This is a genomic window from Cryobacterium sp. SO1 (genome assembly GCF_004210215.2).
Classification (GTDB): domain Bacteria; phylum Actinomycetota; class Actinomycetes; order Actinomycetales; family Microbacteriaceae; genus Cryobacterium.
Genome location: NZ_CP067394.1, coordinates 1,112,954 through 1,128,642 on the forward strand (window position 1 = coordinate 1,112,954; position 15,689 = coordinate 1,128,642).

The 15,689-nt window shown below is 68.9% G+C and carries 16 protein-coding genes; 9 read left to right on the forward strand and 7 right to left on the reverse strand.

Annotation, left to right across the window (positions count from 1 at the left end; genetic code table 11):
* Positions 1 to 45 precede the first annotated feature (45 nt).
* On the reverse strand, positions 46 to 903 hold the full coding sequence (efeU, locus tag BJQ95_RS05250) for an iron uptake transporter permease EfeU (RefSeq protein ID WP_130178194.1): 858 nt from the start codon (positions 901 to 903) through the stop codon (positions 46 to 48).
* A gap of 174 nt (positions 904 to 1,077) precedes the next feature.
* On the opposite strand from efeU, the gene BJQ95_RS05255 reads away from it, so the two are divergent.
* The 4 genes from BJQ95_RS05255 (at position 1,078) to BJQ95_RS05270 (ending at position 5,280) form a co-directional block, all read left to right on the forward strand.
* On the forward strand, positions 1,078 to 2,073 hold the full coding sequence (locus tag BJQ95_RS05255) for a hypothetical protein (RefSeq protein ID WP_130178195.1): 996 nt from the start codon (positions 1,078 to 1,080) through the stop codon (positions 2,071 to 2,073).
* Between the two features lie 36 nt (positions 2,074 to 2,109).
* Positions 2,110 to 2,433 carry a ferredoxin gene (gene fdxA / locus BJQ95_RS05260; RefSeq protein ID WP_066594116.1) on the forward strand — a complete coding sequence of 108 codons (324 nt, stop codon included), beginning with the start codon at positions 2,110 to 2,112 and terminating at the stop codon, positions 2,431 to 2,433.
* A gap of 39 nt (positions 2,434 to 2,472) precedes the next feature.
* On the forward strand, positions 2,473 to 3,558 hold the full coding sequence (gene dapC / locus BJQ95_RS05265; protein WP_240694802.1) for a succinyldiaminopimelate transaminase: 1,086 nt from the start codon (positions 2,473 to 2,475) through the stop codon (positions 3,556 to 3,558).
* A 426-nt stretch (positions 3,559 to 3,984) separates the two neighbouring features.
* On the forward strand, positions 3,985 to 5,280 hold the full coding sequence (locus tag BJQ95_RS05270; protein WP_205750147.1) for a citrate synthase: 1,296 nt from the start codon (positions 3,985 to 3,987) through the stop codon (positions 5,278 to 5,280).
* Between the two features lie 71 nt (positions 5,281 to 5,351).
* Here BJQ95_RS05270 and dapD read toward each other — a convergent pair whose 3' ends face one another.
* Positions 5,352 to 6,350 (reverse strand): 2,3,4,5-tetrahydropyridine-2,6-dicarboxylate N-succinyltransferase, encoded by a 999-nt coding sequence (gene dapD / locus BJQ95_RS05275; RefSeq protein WP_130178197.1) that lies wholly within the window; start codon positions 6,348 to 6,350, stop codon positions 5,352 to 5,354.
* Positions 6,351 to 6,367: 17 nt separating this feature from the next.
* Here dapD and dapE point away from each other — a divergent pair, with 17 nt between their 5' ends.
* From dapE to BJQ95_RS05290, 3 genes are all read left to right on the forward strand, one after another.
* The gene (gene dapE, locus BJQ95_RS05280) at positions 6,368 to 7,492 is read left to right on the forward strand and encodes a succinyl-diaminopimelate desuccinylase (protein ID WP_130178198.1); all 1,125 of its coding nucleotides are present in this window, start codon (positions 6,368 to 6,370) and stop codon (positions 7,490 to 7,492) included.
* 3 nt (positions 7,493 to 7,495) lie between these two features.
* Positions 7,496 to 8,737 (forward strand): hypothetical protein, encoded by a 1,242-nt coding sequence (locus tag BJQ95_RS05285; RefSeq protein WP_240694798.1) that lies wholly within the window; start codon positions 7,496 to 7,498, stop codon positions 8,735 to 8,737.
* 62 nt (positions 8,738 to 8,799) lie between these two features.
* Entirely contained in the window at positions 8,800 to 8,976 is a 177-nt protein-coding gene (locus BJQ95_RS05290; RefSeq protein ID WP_088457918.1) for a DUF3117 domain-containing protein, read from the forward strand.
* Positions 8,977 to 9,051: 75 nt separating this feature from the next.
* On the opposite strand, the gene BJQ95_RS05295 is transcribed toward BJQ95_RS05290, so the two are convergent.
* Entirely contained in the window at positions 9,052 to 9,684 is a 633-nt protein-coding gene (locus BJQ95_RS05295; RefSeq protein ID WP_130178199.1) for an O-methyltransferase, read from the reverse strand.
* 88 nt (positions 9,685 to 9,772) lie between these two features.
* Here BJQ95_RS05295 and BJQ95_RS05300 point away from each other — a divergent pair, with 88 nt between their 5' ends.
* Complete coding sequence (locus BJQ95_RS05300; protein WP_130178200.1) at positions 9,773 to 10,156, forward strand: twin-arginine translocase TatA/TatE family subunit; 384 nt, start codon at positions 9,773 to 9,775, stop codon at positions 10,154 to 10,156.
* Between the two features lie 113 nt (positions 10,157 to 10,269).
* Positions 10,270 to 10,869 carry a hypothetical protein gene (locus BJQ95_RS05305; RefSeq protein ID WP_130178201.1) on the forward strand — a complete coding sequence of 200 codons (600 nt, stop codon included), beginning with the start codon at positions 10,270 to 10,272 and terminating at the stop codon, positions 10,867 to 10,869.
* On the opposite strand, the gene BJQ95_RS05310 is transcribed toward BJQ95_RS05305, so the two are convergent.
* The 4 genes from BJQ95_RS05310 to BJQ95_RS05325 form a co-directional block, all read right to left on the reverse strand.
* Positions 10,870 to 12,435 (reverse strand): succinic semialdehyde dehydrogenase, encoded by a 1,566-nt coding sequence (locus BJQ95_RS05310; protein ID WP_256041534.1) that lies wholly within the window; start codon positions 12,433 to 12,435, stop codon positions 10,870 to 10,872.
* 68 nt (positions 12,436 to 12,503) lie between these two features.
* Positions 12,504 to 13,658: a P-loop NTPase gene (locus BJQ95_RS05315; RefSeq protein WP_240694799.1), complete on the reverse strand. Its 1,155-nt coding sequence runs from the start codon at positions 13,656 to 13,658 to the stop codon at positions 12,504 to 12,506.
* Positions 13,655 to 14,263: a DUF1003 domain-containing protein gene (locus tag BJQ95_RS05320; protein WP_130178202.1), complete on the reverse strand. Its 609-nt coding sequence runs from the start codon at positions 14,261 to 14,263 to the stop codon at positions 13,655 to 13,657. Before BJQ95_RS05320 ends, BJQ95_RS05315 begins: the two co-directional genes overlap by 4 nt.
* A complete protein-coding gene (locus tag BJQ95_RS05325; protein WP_130178203.1) occupies positions 14,250 to 15,578 on the reverse strand; it encodes a magnesium transporter MgtE N-terminal domain-containing protein in 1,329 nt (442 codons plus the stop codon). The genes BJQ95_RS05320 and BJQ95_RS05325 overlap by 14 nt, the downstream gene beginning before the upstream one ends.
* Positions 15,579 to 15,689: the final 111 nt, after the last annotated feature.

A 15,689-nucleotide genomic window follows, 5' to 3' on the forward strand; every position in this document is an offset into this window, starting at 1 on the left:
GGCTGTCCTTCGGGAGGGGTATGGGGTGTTCGGGCGTGAGTGGGGCTAGTGGGCGACGGCCGCAGGTGCGGCCCGGCGTGGTGCGACGGCGGGAGCCGGCCTGGACTGGCGGCTCTTCAGGATGAAGAGGGTCAGGGTGGGCACCGTGTAGGCGACCCAGGCGAACATCTCCAGCCAGGTCGTGGCCGGCGAGAAGTTGAGGGTGCCCTTGAGCAGGGTGCCGTACCAGCTGTCCGGCGGAATCACGGCCGAGACGTTGAAGGCCAGCGCGTTCAGCCCGGGCAGGATGCCGGCCTCTTGCAGGTCGTGCACACCATAGGAGAGGACGCCGGCGGCGACGATGATGAGGATGGCACCGGTCCAGGTGAAGAACCGGCTCAGGTTGATCTTGAGCATGCCGGCGTAGATCAGCCAGCCCAGGCCCACGGCGGTGAGGATGCCCAGGCTCGCGCCCACCAGCGGCAGCGTGGTTTCACCGGTGGCCTGCACGGCCGCCCAGATGAACAGTGCCGTCTCGATGCCCTCGCGGCCGACCGCGAGAAAGGCGACGAGGACCAGGCCCAGCCCGGTTCCGGCGAGGTGTTTGTCGATGCTGCCGTGCAGGTGCCCCTTGAGGTCGCGGGCGGTGCGCAGCATCCAGAACACCATCCAGGTCACCAGGCCCGTCGCGATGATGGAGAGCAGCCCGCCGATGGTCTCCTGCGCGGTGAAGCTCAGGCCGTAGGTGCCGAAGGTGAGGATGGCGCCCAGCACGAGGGCCAGGAGGACGGCGAGGCCGACGCCGGCCCAGAGCCGGGGGAGGACGTCGCGGCGGCCGATCTTGACCACGTAGGCGATCAGGATCGTCACGATCAGCGCGGCTTCGAGTCCTTCGCGCAGGCCGATCAGGTAGTTTGCGAGCACAGAGCTTCCCGGTTGTTGGGGGTGGGTATGGTGAGTGGGGTAGCGCGACGACAATGGTAAGGCTTACCTTACTCACTTACTCTACGTATGTTCGGCGGATGTGTCCAGCTAAGATTTGTCAGCGGCCCGTGCCGCCCTGCCATCCGCGCATCCACGTATTCTCAGGAGTCACCCATGCTTAGGTCCGGAAGCGGCGAACGCGTGGTCTTCGTGCTCGATGCCCCCGGCGACGAATCGTTGCTGACCGGCGGTACCATCGCGCGGCTTCTCGCCGACGGCGCCGAGGTCACCGTGCTGTTCGGTGCGGCAACGCCAGGCGAGGGGGGCCCGGTCGCATCGGGCTCGGCATCGGTCGGCGCTGCGGCGGTCGCCGCCGCCCGCACAGCCCTGGGAGAGAGCGACCCCGCCCGGTGGCGGGTGCTGGCCGCGACCGAGCACGGTGCTGAGCCGCGGGAAGCGCTCGTCAACGCTTTTGCCCTGGCGGACGCCACCGCCGTCGTGGCCGCCGCCGCCGACTCCGACCTGCGCCAGGCCGTCGTGGACGCTGCCGGCGCCCACGGTGTCCAGGTCTTCCTCAGCAGCAGCGTCACGGTGACCCCCGGCACCCGGCTCACCGCGATTGACGTGACCGATCAGCTCGACCGAAAGCTGGCAGCCCTGGCCGCGTACTCGGGCCGGTGGCAGCTCACGGACAGGGCGGTACGCCACGGCGACGGCACCGAGACCCTCGTCACCGGCACCGAAACCTATGCGCGCGGCACCGCTCAGGCCGCGCCCGCGGAGCTCGAGCCGCCCACGGTCGGCTCCCGGCTGCTGGCCGCCCTGATGGCTGTGGCCGCCGGCTCACTGTTCGGGGTGCTCGGCACGGTGGCGCACCAGACCACCGTCGACATCGGCCCCCTGACCGTGCCGATCGGCCTAGTTCTGGCGCTGCTCGCCAGCGGCACCCTGGTGCTGGGGCTCCGCCTCGTCGTGCGGGACCGGCTGGTCGTCCTCGCTGCGGGGATCGGCCTGCTGGGCACGGTGTTCCTGCTGTCGCTGCGCAGTACCGGCGGCTCGGTCCTGGTGCCCGCCGGAGTGCTCGGCACCGTCTGGACGATGGCGCCCGCGCTGTTCGCCGCCCTCGTCATCGCGTGGCCACGAATTCCCGCTCGTCGGCCGAGCGCGTAGACTGAATATTCAGTTCGTGAAGGGAATCCTGCCACTGTGACGTATGTCATCGCCTTGCCCTGCGTGGACGTCAAGGATCGCGCTTGCGTCGACGAATGCCCCGTCGACTGCATTTACGAGGGCGAGCGTTCCCTCTATATCCACCCCGACGAATGTGTCGACTGTGGCGCCTGTGAACCGGTCTGCCCGGTCGAGGCCATCTACTACGAAGACGATCTGCCCGAACAGTGGGCCGACTACTACAAGGCCAACGTCGAGTTCTTCGACGACATCGGCTCGCCCGGTGGCGCCGCCAAGGTGGGCGTGATCGCCAAGGACCACCCGGTGATTTCGGTGCTCCCGCCCCAGGTACAGCACTAAAAGGTGCTCAAGCCACTTCCCGACTACCCGTGGGATGCGATGCTGCCCTTCGCCGAGCAGGCCAGGGGCCACGAGGACGGCATCGTCGATCTCTCCATCGGGTCTCCCGTCGACCTCACCCCGCACGTCGTGCAGGCCGCTCTGGCCGCGGCCACGGACGCGCACGCCTACCCGCAGACCACCGGCACCCCGGCGCTGCAACACGCCATCATCGACTGGTACGCCCGCCGCCGCGGTGTCACCGGGTTGAGCGCGCAGAACGTGCTGCCCACCATCGGCTCGAAGGAGCTGGTGGCGCTGCTACCGTTCATGATCGGCCTCGGCGAGGGTGACACTATCGTGCATCCTCGTGCCGCGTACCCCACCTACGCGATCGGTGCGGCCATGGCCGGGGCGGATGCGTTCCCCTCCGACGACCCCGCCGAATGGCCGGAGACGACCGCCCTGATCTGGTTGAACAGCCCGGGCAACCCGGACGGACGGGTGCTGGACGTCGACGCTCTGCGCGCCGCCGTGGCGCGCGCCAGGGAGCTGGGAGCCGTGATCGTCAACGACGAATGCTACGCCGAACTCGGCTGGGCCGCACCGTGGGACGCCGAGCCGATCCCGAGCATCCTCGACCCCCGCGTCACCGACGGTGACCTGCACAACATCGTGGCCATCTACTCGCTGAGCAAGCAGTCGAACATGGCCGGCTACCGCGGCGCCTTCGCCGCCGGCAGCTCCAGCGTGCTGGGCCGCCTGCTCACCGTGCGCAAGCACGCCGGCCTGATGCTGCCCGCCCCGCTGCAGGCCGCGATGGTGGCCGCCCTGGGCGACGACGAGCACGTCGCCGTGCAGCGCGAACGCTATCGCGCCCGCCGTGAGGTGTTGCTGCCGGCCCTGGTCGCCGCGGGTTTCCGCATCGATGACAGCGAGGCCGGCCTGTATCTCTGGGCGACCGCCGGCGTCGACGCCTGGGATTCGATCCGGCAGCTGGCCGAGCTCGGCATCCTGGCCGGCCCCGGCCCGTTCTACGGCGACTTCTACCCCCGGCACGTGCGGTTCTCTCTCACCGCCGACGACGAGCGCATCAACGCCGCTGCCGCCCGGCTGCAGGCCTGGGCTCACCCCGCTGAGGCATAACTCCTGCTATCCATCGGGTCGGCGGCCATCGGATGCCGCAATTGTGCGGTTGTGCTCCGTCTCGACCGGATTCTGCAGGAGTTATGGCCGCCCGGCGTCGATCCGGCAGGAAACTCCGGAAGCCCGCCCCAAGGTCGGGCAATCGGGTCCTCTGGCCATGGCGCTGCCCGGCGCGGCGGTACGCTGGAAAATCAGGCGGCTGCACCGCGGAACTGACTGTGGTGTAGTGACAACGGACCTCGGTCGATTTTGGCGGATGCAACAGTATGCCCCCGGGCGGAATAGGCTGTAGCCGGGTTATCGTTGCCAAGCACCACGAGCGTGCTGCGGCGGACCGCCACAGACCAACAGCCGAAAGGCTTTGAAATCCAGGGAGGCGCCGTGAGCGACGTCGCGCAGCGAACACCATCCAATGAGCCGCAGTACATCGATCGGCCCGTACCGGGCCCGCAGGTGGCCACTCTGACCTACCCGGGGGGCACGGCGCAGTTCCCGATCCTGGGCAGCACAGACGGCCCGTCCAGCATCGACATCGCGACGCTGACCAAGCAGACCGGCTACACCACGTTCGACTCCGGTTTCGTGAACACGGCGGCAACGAAGTCGGCGATCACTTACATCGACGGCGAGCACGGGATCCTCCGCTACCGCGGCTATCCGATCGAGCAGATCGCGCAGAACTCCAGCTTTCTCGAGACCGCGTGGCTGCTGATCTACGGTGAACTGCCCAGCGCCAGTGAACTCAGTGCCTTCGACACCCGCATCCGTCGTCACACGCTGCTGCACGAGGACCTGCGCCGCTTCTATGACGCTCTGCCGCACAACGCTCACCCCATGTCGGTGCTGTCTGCCGGCGTCTCAGCGCTGTCGACGTACTATCAGGACTCCCTGAACCCCAAGGACCCGGAGCAGGTCGAACTGTCGATGATCCGACTGCTCGCGAAGCTGCCGGTGATGGCCGCGTACGCGCACAAGAAGAGCATCGGGCACGCCTTCCTCTACCCGGACAACTCGCTGAGCTTCGTGGACAACTTCATCAAGCTCAACTTCGGCACCCTCGCCGAACCGTACGAGGTCAACCCCGTCGTGAGCAAGGCGCTCGAGCGCCTGCTGATGCTGCACGAAGACCACGAGCAGAACGCGTCCACCTCGGCCGTGCGCCTGGTCGGCTCCACCGAGGCCAACCTGTTCGCCTCGGTCTCCGGCGGCATCAACGCTCTCTCCGGCCCGCTGCACGGCGGTGCCAACGAGGCCGTGCTCACCATGCTCAGCGACATCAAGGCCTCCGGCGAGGGCGTGCAGCGCTACGTCGAACGGGTCAAGAACAAGGAAGCCGGCGTGCGCCTGATGGGTTTCGGCCACCGGGTCTACAAGAACTACGACCCGCGCGCCAAGCTGGTCAAGGAGAGCGCCGACGCCGTGCTCGAAGCCCTCGGCGTGAAGGACGACCTGCTCGACATCGCCAAAGAGCTCGAGTTCATCGCGCTCAACGACGACTATTTCAAGGAGCGCAAGCTCTACCCCAATGTGGACTTCTACACCGGTGTGATCTACAAGGCGATGGGCTTCCCGCCGCGCATGTTCACCGTGCTGTTCGCCATCGGCCGGCTGCCGGGCTGGATCGCGCACTGGCGCGAGATGAACCTGGATACGACCACCAAGATCGGCCGCCCCCAGCAGCTCTACACGGGAGCGGTGGCCCGCGACTACCCGCGGGCCTAGGCTCGCGAACTGTGAGAAAAGCCCCTTTCCGGACTCCGGGAAGGGGCTTTTCTCACAGTTGGCGGGGGGATTTAGGCGTGTAGGGCCTCGTTCAGGGTGATGCCGGTGCCGGCTCGGGAGAGCACCTCGACGGCGCCGGTGAGCGAGTTGCGGCGGAAGAGCAGATTCGGCACCCCGGAGAGGTCCTTGGCCTTGGCCGTGCGCGGTGCGCCGTCGGCCGTTCGTGCCTCATCCAGCAGCACCACCTTGGTGCCTGCGGTGACGTAGAGGCCCGCCTCGACGACGGAGTCGTCGCCGATCGAGATGCCGATGCCCGAGTTGGCGCCCAGCAGTGCGCGCTGCCCGATCGTGACCCGCTGGGTGCCACCGCCGGAGAGCGTGCCCATGATGGATGCGCCGCCGCCGATGTCGGCGCCGTCGCCCACCACAACACCCTGAGACACCCGGCCCTCGACCATCGAGACGCCCAGGGTGCCCGCGTTGAAGTTCACGAAGCCCTCGTGCATGACGGTGGTGCCGGGGGAGAGGTAGGCGCCCAGGCGCACCCTGGAGGCGTCGGCGATGCGCACCCGCTCGGGCGAGACGTAGTTCAGCAGTGGCGGGAACTTGTCCAGCCCCGTCGCGGCGATGCCGTGGCGCTGCAGCGACGGCCGCAGCCTGTCGAAGTCGGCCGGCAGCACCGGGCCGGCGTTGGTCCAGACCACGTTGGGCAGGTGAGAGAAGATACCGTCGAGGTTGATCGTGTTGGGCTTGACCAGCAGGTGCGAGAGCAGGTGCAGGCGGAGGTAGGCATCCGAGGTGCTCGCCGGCGGCGCCTGCAGCTCGATCTCCACGGTGACGGCCTCGAGGCGAACGTTACGACGGGCGTCCGGCCCCGCGGCCTCCTCCAGCTCGGTGGGCACGATCCACCGGTCCCGGTCGGCGGGTAGCGCGCCCAGCGTGGGCGCCGGGAACCAGGTGTCGAGCACGGTGCCGTCCCCGGCGATCGTGGCCAGGCCATACCCCCAGGCACTCGTGGTGGAGTTTCGTGCGGAGTCTGACAGGGGTTCGGGGGGAAGCGCGGTGACCATAGCTCTAGATTAGTAGGGTGCCCTCAGACCTCGCCGCAGACCACTCTGCAGACCCGTCCGTTCCCGCCCTCGACCTAACCGTGTCGTCGATCGAGCTCACCCGTGTGCTGTGCGATGTGGAGTCGGTGTCGGGCAACGAGACCCCGCTCGCCGATGCGATCGAGGCGGCGCTGGCCGGGGCCGAGCACCTCGAGGTGATCCGGGATGGCGACACGATCGTCGCCCGCACCAACCTGGGTCGGGCCCAACGCGTCGTGATCGCCGGGCACATCGATACAGTGCCGTTGAACGAGAACCTGCCGACCAGATTCGAGACCCTGGGCGACGTGGACTACCTCTGGGGTCGCGGCACCGTGGACATGAAGGCCGGCGTCGCCGTGCAACTCAAGCTGGCCGCCGAGCTCGTGGACACCAGCGTCGACGTGACCTGGATGTGGTACGACCACGAAGAGGTCAACGCCGACCTGAACGGCCTCGGCCGCCTCGCCGCCAATCGGCCAGACCTGTTCCAGGGCGACTTCGCCATCCTGGGAGAGCCGAGCAACAGCCAGGTCGAGGGCGGCTGCAATGGTAACGTTCGCATCGAGGTACGCACCTTCGGCAAGCGGGCGCACTCCGCCCGCGCCTGGGTGGGCGACAACGCCATCCACAAGGCCGCCCCGATCCTCGACATCCTCGCCGCGTACACACCGCGCGAGGTCGAGGTTGAGGGGCTGGTCTACCGGGAGGGCCTGAACGCCGTGGGGATCAGCGGCGGCATCGCCGGCAATGTCATCCCCGACGAGTGCATGGTGCACGTGAACTACAGGTTCGCACCCAGCCGCACCGCCGCCGAAGCCGTGGCACACCTGGAGGAGCTGTTCGCCGGCTTCGACCTCACCGTGGTGGACCTCGCCGAGGGCGCCCGCCCCGGCCTGGACGCCCCGCTCGCGCTGAAGTTCCTCGAGGCCGTCGGCGCCGAACCGCGCCCGAAGTACGGCTGGACGGATGTCGCCAGGTTCTCGGCCCTGGGCATCCCCGCCGTCAACTACGGCCCTGGCGACCCGCTCAAGGCGCACGCCGACGACGAACGGGTGGCGCTGACCCAGATCACCGACTGCGAGGATGCCCTACGCGCCTGGCTGACCGCGCCCATCGGTTGACCCATGGCGTCCACCCGCTCACCGGCCCTGCCTGCTCGCCGAGGTGCCTCTGGCGCCCTGCCGTCAGGCTGGCGGGCCCGGTATCGGCTGGTGCCGTGGTGGCTGAAGGTCATCGTCATCTGGCTGGCCTCCAGGCTGGTGACCACCTCGCTGGTGCTGGTGCTGGCCGGCCTGCAGGGGCCGAACGTCTGGACGACGGCCCAGCCCGGCTACACGGCGTTCGCGACCATGTGGGATGGCCTCTGGTACAACATCGTGGGTGTCGGCGGCTATCCGTCGGTGTTGCCGGTCACCGCCGACGGCCATGTCGGCGAGAACGCCTGGGCGTTCATGCCGGGTTACCCGGCGGTGGTGCGCGTTCTGATGCTGTTCACCGGGGCGCCCTGGGCGCCGGTGGCGGTGTTCGTCTCCGTGGTCTGCAGCCTGGGCACGGCGCTGTTGTTCTTCAAGCTGATGCGGCGGGTACAGCCGCAGTCGACGGCGCTGTTCTCGGTGCTGCTGTTCTGCGTCGCCCCGCTGTCACCGCTGCTGCAGTTCGGCTACGCCGAGTCGATGCACCTGCTGCTGCTCACCCTGGCCCTGTTGCTGGTGCTTCAGCGGCGCTACCTGCTGCTGGTTCCCGTGATCGCGGTGATGGCCCTGACCCGGCCCAGCGGTCTGGCGTTCGCCCTGTTCCTGGCCCTGCACGTCGGTTGCCGCTGGTACAGCCGCGCCCGTGACCCGTTCCCGGTGCCAGAAGCTCTCACCGCGTCGGCCGTGGCCGTGTTCAGCGGGGTGATGGGCCTGGCCTGGCCGGGGATCGCCTGGCTGGTGACCGGGTCGATCACCGCGTACACCGACACCGAACTGGCCTGGCGAAGCGCGTACATCGGCTATCAGGAGCTGGTACCGTTCGCGGCCTGGTTCCAGAGCGGAATCTGGTGGCTCGGGGCGCCGTTGGGCATCGCCGCAGTGCTCGCGCTGGTGATCGTCTTCACCCTGGTGATATTCTCGCCGGCGGTGAAGAGCCTCGGCGTGGACCTGCGGCTCTGGGTGGTGTCGTACGCGCTCTACCTGCTGGCGGTGTTCTTCCCGCAATCGAGCGTATTCAGGTTGCTGATGCCGATGTTCCTGCTGGTCGGTGCGCTCGCCCGGCCGCGACACGCCGTGTACCGCGTTGTGGTCACACTGGTGCTGATCTGCGGCCAATGGGGCTGGCTTTTGCTCTGCTGGGGCGTGGACGGAGCCGATTGGACACCGCCCTAATTACTGTCTGACGGCCGAATGGTCGATAATAGGAGTACAGACTACGAATGGAAGGGGAGTTCATGGCGGCCATGAAGCCACGGACCGGAGACGGACCAATGGAGGCTGTAAAGGAGGGGCGCCTGATCATCGTGCGTGTACCGCTCGAAGGTGGGGGTCGGCTCGTCGTCTCTGTGAACGACGCTGAAGCCAAAGAGCTTCACGATGCGCTCGCCGGCGTTGTCGCCCCGGCCGTGTAGTGATTCTGTAAGACAAGTTTTGAGCTGATCGGCTGTGCGGTTCTCCGCACAGCCGATTGCTGTATCCGGATGCGGCTACGCGCGCAGCTTGGTGATCTGCAGCAGGCCGTCGCCGACGGGGGAGAGCGCGCTGATCACGGCCTTGGAGGAGGCGATCTCGTTGAGCAGGGTGCGGAAGCCGGTGGCGACCTCGTCACGTTGCACGGGGTCGGCCACCCGGCCGCGCCAGAGCGCGTGCGCCACCAAAACGGTGCCGCCCGGCCGGGCCAGGCGCAGGCCGTGCTCGACGTACTCGATGACCGACTGCGGGTCGGCATCCACGAACACGACGTCGTAGGAGTTCTCGTTCATGCGCGGCAGCACCTCGGCGGCGCGGCCGGTGATGAGGCGCACCCGGTTGGTGGGGATGCCCGCCTCGTGGAAGTTGGCCTTGGCGTGCTGCAGGTGGTCGACCTCGATGTCGATCGAGGTGAGGGTGGCGCCCGGGGCGCCGGTGAGCAGCCAGATGCCGGACACGCCAGCTCCGGTGCCGACCTCGAGGATGCTGCGGGCGCCGGTCGCCGCGGCGATGACGGCGGACTGCGCGCCCACCGAGGGCGCGATGGCGTCGATGCCGAGTTCGAGGGACTGCTGCCTGGCCCGCGCCAGGGCGTCGCTCTCCACCACCGAGTCGTCGGCGAATTTCCAATTCAGATCTTTGTCAGACATTCCGCAACTCCAGTAGATGATTAGGTCAAGACTACAATCGTGCGGCCCCTGGTTCGGGGATGCCTCGCCGGGGGGATATTCTGAGGGCATGTTCGGTCTGACGTTCGAGAAACTCCTGCTTATCGGGATCATCGCCGTCTTCCTGCTCGGACCGGAGAAGTTGCCGCACTACGCGGCCCAACTCGGCCGGCTGGTGCGCCAGCTGCGGGACATGGCCAACGGGGCCAAGGACCGGATGAAGGACGAGATGGGTCCGGAATTCGACGACGTCGACTGGAAGAAGCTCGACCCGCGTCAGTATGACCCGCGCCGCATCATCCGGGAAGCCCTGATCGAGGACGAGCCCGTGAAGGGTCAGTCCGCCGTTGTCGGCCGCACCGGGCCGAACCCCGACAGCGCCTACCTGCAGCGGAAGCGCGCCCGCGAGGGCGCCCTGACCGGTCCGGCACCGTTCGATTCCGAGGCGACCTAGCCCGAGTGTGGAGCCCGGACGGGGGGACCCCGCCGGGGTGCCCGAGCGGCGGGAGTAGCCTGGGGTCACGTTGACCCTGTGCCCAGTGCCGGCCGGCGGGGGAAGGGTGTCGAATGAGTGCGTCACGAAACCGCGTATCGATGGTGGCCGTTGTTGCTGCCGTCGCCGTGCTCGCGGTGGGAGCCACCGCGTATGCCGCTGAACAGGGGCAGCCCGCCGGCACCAGCACGGCAGGAGAGAGCGCGGACGGCGCCGGAACGAGCGCGGTACCCACGCCGTCGGCTCCGGCCCCCGAGCCGGCGCCCGAAGCATCGGCGACCTCGGCGCCGGCTCCGCCGTCGACCCCGGCCGCGGCCGAGCCTGAGGACGTCGCAGCGGACAGCGGCGTCGAGGGGGACGGCAACGTCGACGAGGTGCGCATAGCCGACCCCGACGCGATTCCCAGCACCATCGCCCAGCGGGAGTACTTCTACGGCCTCGTCACCCAGTGCATGGCCGAGGCAGGCTTCGACTGGCAGGCCGTGGTCTCCGAGACGAACGGCAGCTTCTCCGGCGTGTCCTTCACCCACGTGGGCGACATCGACCCGGCCCTGCAGGCCGGATTCACCCTGGCGCTGTCCGGAGACACCGGAGGCGGCGAGTACTACCACTGGGCGGATGCCGGCTGCTGGGGCTACGCCGTGCACGTCACGGGCAACGACGGCAACAACTAGCTAACGCCGCCTGGCTGCCTTGAGGGCGCGGGCCAGCAGCAGCATCGGGGTCACCAAACGCCCGAATTCCAGCCCGGTGGCCGGCAGCCCGAGCACCCCGGTGGCCCGAGAGATCGTGACCGGGTTCACGAACCGCTTGAGCCCCTCCGGACCGTTTCGCCGGCCGAGGCCGGAGTCCTTCACCCCGCCCATGGGGGCGTCCACGGCGGAAAACGAGCCGCGGTAGCCCTCGTTGACGTTGACGCTGCCGGCCTCGAGCGAGCCGGCGACCCGCAGGCCGCGCCGGGCGGATCCGCTGAGCACCGACGCGTTCAGCCCGAAGTCGCTGTCGTTGGCGGCAAGGATGGCCTCCTGCTCGGTGTCGACGACCGAGACCGCCACCACCGGGCCGAAGGTCTCGCCCGCGTAGCAGAGCATGCCGGGCGTGACCCCGGTGAGGATGGTCGGTTCGAAGAAGTACGGGCCGAGTTCCGGCCTGGCGCGGCCGCCGGCTTGCACGGTGGCACCGTGGGCGAGCGCGTCGGAGACGTGCTCAGTGACCCGCGTCAGCTGCGCCTGCGACGTGAGCGAGCCCACATCCGTGCTGTAGTCCAGTGCTGAACCGAGGATCAGCGCGCGGGTGACCGTGACGAATTCGCGCAGGAACTGCTCGTGCACGCCGCGCTGCACGTAGATGCGCTCGATCGACACGCACAGCTGGCCCAGCGAGGAGAAACAGGCGTACGCGGCCTGGGCGGCGGCGCGGTGCGGGTCGACGTCGTCGAGCACGATCATCGGGTTCTTGCCGCCCAGCTCGAGCGACGCCCCGGTGAGGGTGCTCGCGGCCTGGGCGCCCACGCGGAGCCCGGTGGGCGTTGACCCGGTGAAGCACACGTAGTCGGCCCCGGCCGTCACGGCCTCCCCGATCACGGCACCGGTGCCGGTCACGACGGCCCACAGGTCGGCGGGCACGCCGGCGTCGATGAAGGCGCGGCGCAGCAGCAGGATGCTCAGCGCACCCTGGTTGTCGGCCTTCTGCACAACCCCGCAGCCGGCGGCCAGCGCGGGCACCACATCCATCGCGGCCAGGCTCAACGGGAAGTTCCAGGGGGTGATGACGCCGGCGACGCCCTTGGGCCGGTAGCGCACCCGGGTGGTGACCATCAGCGGCAGGCCGGACCGGCGTGATTCGCCGCCGAGCACCCGGCGGGCCGCCAGAGCGTTGTACCTGGTGACGCCGGCGGCCTGGAAGATCTCCTCGAAGGCCTGGCCCCGGGTCTTGCCGGTCTCGGTCTGCAGGGTGTCCAGCAGCGCCTCGCGGCGGGAAAGCAGCAGGTCGTGGGCGCGCAGCAGCACCGCCCGCCGGTGCGCGAAACCGGCCCGCGCCCAGCCGATCTGGGCGAGGCGGGCGCGGGAGTAGGCATCCGCCACGTCGCCGGGGCTGCTCACCGGCAGGGCGTGCAGCGCCTGGCCGGTGAACGGGGCGATCACGCTGACGGTTTCGCCCGTCGTGGCTCGGATGTCGCGGGTCAGGGCGGTGGTGAACGCACGTGTGGAGGGCAGTGCGAAAAGCGTCGGCGCAGTCATGCCCGTCAGTTTAGACACGCTTGCCGACGGCCCGCTCGCACGGGGCGTCGGCCGGCCGGCCGGAGGGGTCAGCGTGGGCTGATGCCGAGGCTCAGCCCGGCCAGGCCGCGGCCCCTGGTGGCCAGGGTGCCGGCGATGGCCTGGATGGCGGCGGCGGCGGGGTCGGCCGGGTCGCCGAGCACCACGGGCAGGCCGGTGTCGCCGCCGGTGCGAAGCGCCACGGACAGCGGCACCTGACCGAGCAGGGGCACGGGGCTGTCCTGGCCGGCCGAGAGCCTGGCGGCAACCTCGGCACCGCCGCCGGCGCCGAAGATCTCCAGCAGGGTGCCGTCCGGCTGCATCAGCCCGGACATGTTCTCGATCACGCCGTAGATCTTCTGGCCGGTCTGCCTGGCCACGGCGCCGCTTCGCTCGGAGATGTCGGACGCGGCCGGCTGCGGGGTGGTCACCACGATCACCTCGGCGTGCGGCAACAGCTGGCCCACCGAGATGGCGATGTCGCCGGTGCCCGGCGGCAGGTCGAGCAACAGGATGTCGAGGTCACCGAAGTACACCTCGGTGAGGAACTGGGTGATGGTGCGGTGCAGCATCGGGCCGCGCCAGGCGACGGCCACCGAGGTGTCGTCGACGAACATGCCGATCGAGATGACCTTCACGTCGAAGCCGATCGGCGGCAGGATCATGTCGCCCACCTGGGTGGGCTTGACCATGCCGGGCTGGCCGCCCGGTGTCGCCGGCGGGGTGATCAGGCCGAGCAGGCCGGGGATCGAGAAGCCGTATACGTCGGCGTCGACGATGCCCACCCGCAGCCCCTTGGCGGCCAGAGCGACGGCCAGGTTGGCGGTGACGGTGGACTTGCCCACGCCGCCCTTGCCGCTGGTGATCGCGTAGATCTGGGTGAGCGACTCGGGAGAGAACTGCAGGGTGCGTGCGCCCTGGCCGCCGCGGAGCTTCTCGGTCATGACACGGCGCTGCTCCACAGTCATCACCGACACCACCACGCGGGCCAGGCCCGCCCCGACGACGGACTCGGTGGCTTCGCGCACATCGGTTTCGATCCGGGTTGCGGCCGGGCAGCCGGCGATGGTCAGGCGGATGTTCACTGTGGCGCCGCCGTCGGCGTCCATCTCGACGCCGGAGACCATGTCGAGGTCGGTGATCGGCTTGCGGATCTCCGGGTCGATGACGCGGGCGAGGGCGGCGCGCACCCGATTCTCAGTCAACCGGGTGAACCTGGTGCGGTGCGAGGACTGGCTTCGCGTTCGCTGCTTTCCAGCTCCCGGCTGTCCCGGTCCCTGGCGGCTTCGCGTTCCCGGCGTTCCTGCTCGTCACGCTGGTCGAGGTTGTCGAGCAGGGCGCGCAGCTCGGCGCGCAGGAAGTCCTTGGAGGCGAGGTCCTTCATGCCCAGGCGCAGCGCCACGACCTCACGGGCGAGGTACTCGGTGTCGGCCAGATTACGTTCGGCGCGCTGGCGGTCCTGTTCGAACTGCACCCGGTCACGGTCATCCTGCCGGTTCTGCGCGAGCAGGATCAGCGGGGCGGCGTAGGACGCCTGCAACGACAGCACCAGGGTGAGGGCGATGAAGCCCAGCTCGATGGAGTCGAAGCGCAGGCCCCCGGGGGCGAGGGTGTTCCAGGCGATCCAGAAGACCACGAGGGCGGACAGGCCCAGCAGGAACCACGGTGTGCCCATGCCGCGGGCGATCGCCTCGGTGAACCGGCCGAACCTGTCGTTGGAGCGCCCGCCGCGCTTCCGCCCGACCAGATTGGTGGTGCGCAGCCCCTTGGGGGTGTCGAGGCGGAGCTCGCTCTTGCTAGCGCGGGCCATTGCCGTGCCTCCGTCCTGGCAGGGGGATACTTCCGGTCATAAGCTGGGTTCTCGCCGTGGCACGTTTACGCACCTCGTCGCCGTCGTCGTGACTTCGCCAGTCGTCGGGCAGCAGGTAGTCGAGCACGTCATCAATCGTCACCACCCCGACGAGTCGGTGGTTCTCGTCGACCACGGGCACAGAGACCAGGTCGTAGCTGGCGAGGATGCGGCTGACTTCGGCCGCCGAGGTGTCCGCGGTGACGGGTTCAAGGCCGAGGTCCAGCAGGGTGCCCAGCCGCTCGTGCGGCGGGTAGCGCAGCATCCGTTGGAAGTGCACCATGCCCAGGAACCGGCCGGTGGGCGGTTCGTAGGGCGGCAGGGTGACGCAGATCGCCGCTCCGAGGGCCGGTGCGAGGTCGTGCCGGCGGATCAGGGCCAGGCCCTCGGCGACGGTGGCGTCGGCGGAGACGATGATCGGCTCGGTGGTCATCAGGCCACCGGCGGTGTCGGGGGCGTAGGAGAGCAGGAACCTGACGTCGTCGGCCTCTTCGGGCTCCATCAGATCGAGCAGGTGCTCGCCGCGTTCCTCTGGCAACTGCGCGATGAGGTCGGCCGCGTCGTCGGGCTGCATGTGGTCGAGCACCTCGGCGGCGCGGGAGTCGCCGAGCCGGGTGAGGATGCCCACCTGTTCACTTTCGGGCATCTCCTCGAGCACGTCGGCGAGGCGGCCGTCTGGAAGCTCCTCCGCCACCTCGAACATGCGCTGGCGCGGCAGGTCGAGCAGGGTGTTCGCGAGGTCGGCCGGCTTCATGTCCGAGTACGTGGCGATGAGCTGCTCGGCCGACTGGGCCTCGCCTGCGGTGACCTTCTCGTAGACCTCCGACCAGGTCGCGAATGCGGTCGCGCCCTTGGTGAAAAGCGAGGAGTTCGTCTTGGGCCGACGCACGAACAGTTGGCTGATCGCCCAGTCGCCCTGGGCGGATTCCTCGATCGCGACGTCTTCGATGCTGGCTTCGCCTGAACCGTCGTTGAACGCGACCCTGCGGCCGAGCATCTCCGCGATCACGCGCACCTCGCCGCCGCGCTGCTCGAACCGGCGCACGTTGATCAGCCCGGTCGTGATGATCTGGCCGCTGCCGATGCTGGTGACTCGGCCGATCGAGACGAACACCCGGCGCTTGCCGGGAATCTCGACGATCAGGCCGACGACGCGGGGCGGGTCGTCTTTTCGGTAGACCACGAGCACATCGCGAACCTTGCCCACGCGGTCGCCCGCGGGGTCGAAGACATTGCACCCGGCCAGCCGGGCGACGAAGACTCTGGTGTTCACCACACCTATAACTTAGCTTGTGCGGGCTCCACGACGGCAGTGACGGATGCGGCGGACGTGAACCTCCGGTTCCGCTGTACCCCGGTCGACGGCGCAATCGTTTGGCTGATCATC